This window comes from Polaromonas sp. P1_G4 (genome assembly GCF_056405475.1).
In genome coordinates this window covers 1-5,506 of sequence record NZ_JBFUCA010000289.1, presented here as the reverse complement: position 1 = coordinate 5,506, position 5,506 = coordinate 1, and the positions used below count along the sequence as shown (strand labels likewise).

The following is a 5,506-nucleotide window of genomic DNA, read 5'->3' as shown; positions in this document are numbered from 1 at the left end:
GGACTGGAATCAGTGTGAAGAGAGTGCGTTGCATAAGTAATTCCCTTGTATTGGCGAACAGGCCCTGGTCGCCGCTTTTTGTTGAGGTAGCGCCCCCGGGGGCGCACCGGCGCAGATTATGCGGGACAGTGGCTTATCAATAATTTCAAAGCCTCGGGACCAGAATTCACGCAAGAACGCAAACACGGGCGCTACCATGGCGGCAGYTTCCCCAAAAAAACTGTCGTCTGGAGACCCCATGCCCGTGATCACCAACATCGAAGACCTGCGCGTCCTGGCCAAAAAGCGGGTGCCCCGCATGTTTTACGACTACGCCGACTCCGGCTCGTGGACGGAAAGCACCTACCGCGCCAACGAAAGCGACTTCCAGAAGATCAAGCTGCGCCAGCGCGTGGCCGTCAACATGGAAAACCGCAGCACAGCGACCACGATGATCGGCCAGCCGGTAGCCATGCCGGTTGCCATCGCGCCCACGGGCCTCACAGGCATGCAGCACGCTGATGGCGAAATCCTGGGCGCCCGCGCTGCCAAAAAATTCGGCATCCCCTTCACGCTCTCGACCATGAGCATCTGTTCCATCGAAGACGTGGCCACCGGCACAGACCGCCACCCCTTCTGGTTCCAGCTCTACGTGATGAAGGACCGCGCTTTCATTGAAAGCCTGATCGACCGCGCCAAGGCAGCCAATTGCTCGGCACTGGTGCTCACGCTCGATTTGCAGATCCTCGGCCAGCGCCACAAGGATTTGAAAAACGGCCTGAGCGCACCGCCCAAGCCGACGCTGTCGACCATCCTCAACCTGATGACCAAGCCGCGCTGGGGCCTGGGCATGCTCGCTACCCGCCGCCACGGCTTCGGCAACATCGTGGGTCACGTCAAGGGTGTCGAGAACATGGGCTCGCTCTCTGAGTGGACGGCCAAACAGTTCGACCCGGCCCTCAACTGGGGAGACGTGGAGTGGATCAAAAAACGCTGGGGCGGCAAGCTGATCCTCAAGGGCATCCAGGACGTTGAAGACGCGAAGCTCGCCGTCAATTCCGGCGCCGATGCGCTGGTGGTCTCCAACCACGGCGGCCGCCAGCTCGATGGCGCGATGTCTTCCATTTCCTGCCTGCCCGAGATCGTCGCGGCAGTCGGTAACCAGATCGAGGTGCACATGGACGGCGGCATACGCTCCGGCCAGGATGTGCTGAAAGCCACCGCCCTGGGTGCCAAGGGCACCTACATCGGCCGCGCCTTCCTCTACGGCCTGGGCGCCATGGGTGAAGAAGGCGTAACCAAGGCGCTGCAGATCATCCACAAGGAGCTGGACCTGACCATGGCCTTTTGCGGGCGTACCGACATCAAGGCGGTGGACACCAGCATCTTTGTGCCCGGTACTTACTGAGCCTGAGGCGGTAAACACCATGGCCTTCCTGGGACAAGCCGCCGTCGCCATGTGGTGGAACATGGCGGCTGAACACCGTGAAGAGTTCGAGCACTGGCATTCGCACGAACACTTTCCCGAGCGCATGGGCATCCCCGGTTTTCTGCGCGGCTCACGCTGGTCCAGCGTCGATAGCGCGGAAGGTTTTTTCGTGCTGTATGAACTGGAGGACTATGAGACCCTGACCTCTAGCGGCTACCTGGAACGCCTGAACAACCCGACGCCCTGGTCCACGAAGATGATGCCGCACCATAGGGACATGGTGAGAAGCCAGTGCCGTCTGCTGCACAGCGCGGGGGGCGGCATCGGCCGCCTTGCGCTGACCTTGCGGCTGTCGCCTGCAGAAGGCCGCGATGCCGAATTGTTAAGCCACTTCTCGGCAAGGGGAGCGGCATTCGTCAATCAGCCCGGTGGCGTCGCTTTCCATGTGTTGCGCACGGAAACACCACAGGCCGCCAGCACGAAGGAGCAGCAAATTCGCGGCGGCAAGGACAAGGCGGCCGACTGGGTCGTGGTCGCCGTCGCCTATGCAGCGTCGGCGCTGGACGCCCTGCAGCAGGAGGCGCTCGGCGAAGGTATCGAGCGCCACGGCGCCCAGCCCGGTGCGCTGGCCGGCCGCTACCAGCTGGCCTATGCTGCCAGCGCACATGACCTGAGTTGAGGACGGAAAGCGGCAGGTAAGTCTTTGGGTACCAAGCCGCTCAATAACCCAACGGAAACCACACACCGCGTTGTGTCACCACCCCTATATTGGGCCGCACGTGGTTCTCGTCCAGCGTGCTGACATCAACATCCGCAATCACGGAGCAGGCCGGCAACGACTGCTGAAACACGCGGTCCTTCAGTATTTGAACCGCGTCGTCATGGCTATAGGCAGTTACGCCACAACCAGCGCCCAATATGGAAAAGGGTGGGAGGTCTTCGAAAGAAAACCAGAATCGGTGAAGTTGAGGCACGCCTATTTCGCTCACTCAAGCCTGAGGCGATATCTCATAGTCCATCGCATACGAATGCTTGCCGTCGGCAATCTGGATGGTGAGCGTGCCGCTCAGGCCCGTGAGCTCGCCGGTGCCGGAATCAGGCACCACGTTCACCGCCAGCTGCGGCGCACCACGGTTCATGGTGCCGCTGTGCTGCAGAACAAAGCTGCCGCTTTTGCCGTGCAGCGTGCCCGTCACGCATTCCATCGCGACATAACCGGCCGAGCCTTTGACTGCCGTGCCGGCGCTCAGCATCTCGCCCTGGCTGGTGGCCTGCAGGTCGCCGCTGAAGGTCTTGTTGATGGACAGCCGKCCCATCAGCGGGCCGGCATCGGCATTCGCCAGCGATTGCGGCGCGAGCATGACTTCAAAACTTCCGGTGGCGTGGGAGGGCATGGCGTTTCACTTTCGACAAGAGGAGTGGGCAAGCCGGCCATGATGCCAGAGCGCCGCGCTTCCTGAGTGCCGTTTACGCCCGCTTACCGCTGCCCGAAAGGCCTGGCCGGCGCCGTACCAAGGAGCGCACGAGCCTTGCGGCTGAGCCGGCCAAATAGGGCCAAATCGTGTCGGGGCGACCGCGCGCAAGGCATTGCGAATTGCTATGCTTACCGGGTGAGCGCCCCGTTCCCCTCCCCCGCACCCAAAATCCGCCGCATTGCCCACCTCGACATGGACGCGTTTTTCGCCTCCGTCGAGTTGCTGCGCTACCCGCAGCTCAAGGGCCTGCCGGTCGTCATAGGCGGCGGCTGGCGCAAGGTTGACGAGGAGCTGCGGGCGGCGCAGGGCGAGCGCGCGCTGCGCTTCATTCCGGTGGAAAGTTTTCCGCTGCTGAAGGACTATGTGGGCCGCGGCGTCATCACCACCGCCACCTATGCGGCACGGCAGTTCGGCGTGGGCTCGGCCATGGGCATGATGAAGGCCGCCAGGCTGTGCCCGCAGGCCATTGTGCTGCCGGTCGATTTTTCGGAAATCCGCAAATACTCCCAGCTCTTCAAAAGCACCATCACCGACATCGCGCCGCTCATGCAGGACCGCGGCGTGGACGAGGTCTATATCGACTTYACCGACGTACCCGGCGGCCAGCGTGAAGGCGGGCGCGTGCTGGCCCGGCTCATCCAGAAAGCGATTTTTGAAAAGACGGGCCTGACCTGCTCCGTCGGCGTGGCGCCCAACAAGCTGCTGGCCAAGATGGCGAGTGAGTTCAACAAGCCCAACGGCATTTCCATCATTTACGAAACAGACCTGCAGGAAAAAATCTGGCMGCTGCACGTACGCAAGATCAACGGCATCGGCCCGAAGTCCGGCGACAAACTCGCGAAGCTCCATATTCACACCATCGGTGAGCTCGCCGCGCAAGACCCGCAATGGCTGATCGACAACTTCGGCAAGGCCACCGGCGCCTGGATGCACGAGGCTGCCTGGGGCCGCGACGACCGACCGGTGGTCACCGAGAGCGAACCCGTCAGCATGAGCCGCGAAACCACTTTTGACCGCGACCTGCATGCGGTGCGCGACAAGGCGACGCTGGGCGCCATCTTTACCGACCTGTGCGAACGGCTGGGCGAAGACCTGCAACGCAAGGGTTACGTGGCCAAAACCATCGGCATCAAGCTGCGCTACGACGACTTCAAGATCGCGACACGCGACCAGACCTCAGACACCTACACCGCGGACGGGAAAACCATCCGCCAGCTGGCGGGGCTGTGCCTCAAGCGGGTGCCGCTGGACAAAAAACTGCGCCTGCTCGGTGTTCGCGCTTCCACGCTGGCCAAGCCCGGCGAAGAGGGTATTTACGAACAAAAAGTGTCTGCAGCCCAATCAGGACATGCGCGAGCAGCTCCTGATTCAATAGCAACCGACCAGCTCTTCTAAGCAGTGCCTAGCGCGCTACCAGGACAATCTCATCCTGGTGGTTGGCGATATGGAAGGTATGCGCGAGTGAAAAATCAGCCTTGCTGAGCGCGCCGTAGGCAAAGTGCGGCTTGAGCGGGCCCTGGTGCCCAGCGAAGCGGGTAATGGCCGCGCGCAGCCGCGCCGACGCGGGCCGCCAGTCGCCCTCACGGCTGAGCGCCGCAGCACCCGGGATGGGCTCGCTCAGGCTGTGGCTCATTTGCCCGCGCCATTTGAAAAAGGCGAAAGCCGCAGCGCCCGCCGTGCTCTGGAACACCGCGCTTTTCGGCTGCGGAAAGCCGTCCAGGCTCATTTCCACGCTTTGCGCCATGTGCTCCAGCACCGACACCAGGGGCCATTGGCCGGTGGTTTTGACGCTGGCGGCCTGGTCAACCTTGTCCAGCCAGCGCAGCGCTTCATCCAGTGACTGGACTTTGGGCACATCGGCCATGGCAAATCCTCCGGTAAAAGCGAGTGTGGTGGTGGCCAGAAAGTCGCGTCGTTTCATGGCTGCGATGGTAGCAGTCCCCACAGGGCCCCATTTGCTGCGGCATCAGGGCGGACTGGCGTTTCTCTCATGGGCGGGCATGGAACAAAGAGTTTATGAAGAAAAGGCCTTCCAGGCAGGCAGGACTGGCGCAAGCAGCTCCTGAATTGATAGCAGCCTGTTCACTTCAGCGTAGCGAGGTATGCGATCAGGTCAGCACGCTCCGCCGCGCTTTCCACCTGAAAGCCCATGCGCTGGCCGGCCACCAGCTGCTCGGGGTCTTCCAGCCACGCGTTGAGGGTTTGCGGCGTCCAGCGCAATCGCGAGCGCGCCAGTTCGTCCGAATATTTGTACCCAGGCAGGCTGCCCACGCGGCGGCCCATCACACCGCGGTGCGCGGGCCCGATCTTGTTGCTGTCGACGGCATGGCATGCCGTACAGCGCGCCTGGTACAGGGCCAGGCCGCGCGCCACGTTGCCGGGCGGCGGCGTGACCCATTCGCGTCCGGACGCCGTTTGGGCCCATAACGGGGCACCGCTCACGCCAAAGAGCGTCAGTGCCGCCACGGTACTAAAAAGATGACGCGCATTGCGCATGAACAGGGAACAAGCAGGCATTCGGCACTCCAGACACTGGTTTTGACGGGTGGGAAAGCCATGCAATCTGCCAGGCCATCCCGCAAGCTGTTCTGAATACGTTGACGGCCGGCCCGCGGATTCAGCC

Annotated in this window: 7 protein-coding genes; 3 read left to right on the top strand and 4 right to left on the bottom strand. The window is 62.4% G+C overall.

Features of this window, described 5'->3' with window-relative positions; all coding sequences use genetic code 11:
- The first annotated feature begins 238 nt into the window (after window positions 1-238).
- Together AC1D1X_RS14635 and AC1D1X_RS14630 are read left to right on the top strand one after the other, a co-directional pair.
- Window positions 239-1,387 carry an alpha-hydroxy acid oxidase gene (locus AC1D1X_RS14635; RefSeq protein ID WP_477671270.1) on the top strand — a complete coding sequence of 383 codons (1,149 nt, stop codon included), beginning with the start codon at window positions 239-241 and terminating at the stop codon, window positions 1,385-1,387.
- Window positions 1,388-1,406: 19 nt separating this feature from the next.
- Complete coding sequence (locus tag AC1D1X_RS14630; protein ID WP_477671269.1) at window positions 1,407-2,087, top strand: hypothetical protein; 681 nt, start codon at window positions 1,407-1,409, stop codon at window positions 2,085-2,087.
- Between the two features lie 40 nt (window positions 2,088-2,127).
- On the opposite strand, the gene AC1D1X_RS14625 is transcribed toward AC1D1X_RS14630, so the two are convergent.
- Together AC1D1X_RS14625 and AC1D1X_RS14620 are read right to left on the bottom strand one after the other, a co-directional pair.
- A complete protein-coding gene (locus AC1D1X_RS14625) occupies window positions 2,128-2,259 on the bottom strand; it encodes a hypothetical protein (protein ID WP_477671268.1) in 132 nt (43 codons plus the stop codon).
- 138 nt (window positions 2,260-2,397) lie between these two features.
- Entirely contained in the window at window positions 2,398-2,802 is a 405-nt protein-coding gene (locus tag AC1D1X_RS14620; protein WP_477671267.1) for a DUF3224 domain-containing protein, read from the bottom strand.
- A gap of 216 nt (window positions 2,803-3,018) precedes the next feature.
- On the opposite strand from AC1D1X_RS14620, the gene AC1D1X_RS14615 reads away from it, so the two are divergent.
- Window positions 3,019-4,278, top strand: coding sequence for a Y-family DNA polymerase (locus AC1D1X_RS14615; RefSeq protein WP_477698532.1), 1,260 nt, complete (start codon window positions 3,019-3,021; stop codon window positions 4,276-4,278).
- Window positions 4,279-4,285: 7 nt separating this feature from the next.
- Here the strand turns inward: AC1D1X_RS14615 and AC1D1X_RS14610 are convergent, their stop codons facing one another.
- Window positions 4,286-4,804 carry a DUF1569 domain-containing protein gene (locus tag AC1D1X_RS14610; RefSeq protein WP_477671265.1) on the bottom strand — a complete coding sequence of 173 codons (519 nt, stop codon included), beginning with the start codon at window positions 4,802-4,804 and terminating at the stop codon, window positions 4,286-4,288.
- A gap of 161 nt (window positions 4,805-4,965) precedes the next feature.
- A complete protein-coding gene (locus AC1D1X_RS14605) occupies window positions 4,966-5,400 on the bottom strand; it encodes a c-type cytochrome (RefSeq protein WP_477671264.1) in 435 nt (144 codons plus the stop codon).
- Between the last annotated feature and the right edge of the window lie 106 nt (window positions 5,401-5,506).

What these genes read in the sequence shown, in the direction of transcription:
- AC1D1X_RS14635 (WP_477671270.1), top strand. Translation starts at nt 239, where the DNA reads ATGCCCGTGATCACCAACATCGAAGACCTGCGCGTCCTGGCCAAAAAG.
- AC1D1X_RS14630 (WP_477671269.1), top strand. Translation starts at nt 1,407, where the DNA reads ATGGCCTTCCTGGGACAAGCCGCCGTCGCCATGTGGTGGAACATGGCG.
- AC1D1X_RS14610 (WP_477671265.1), bottom strand. Translation starts at nt 4,804, where the DNA reads ATGAAACGACGCGACTTTCTGGCCACCACCACACTCGCTTTTACCGGA.
- AC1D1X_RS14605 (WP_477671264.1), bottom strand. Translation starts at nt 5,400, where the DNA reads ATGCCTGCTTGTTCCCTGTTCATGCGCAATGCGCGTCATCTTTTTAGT.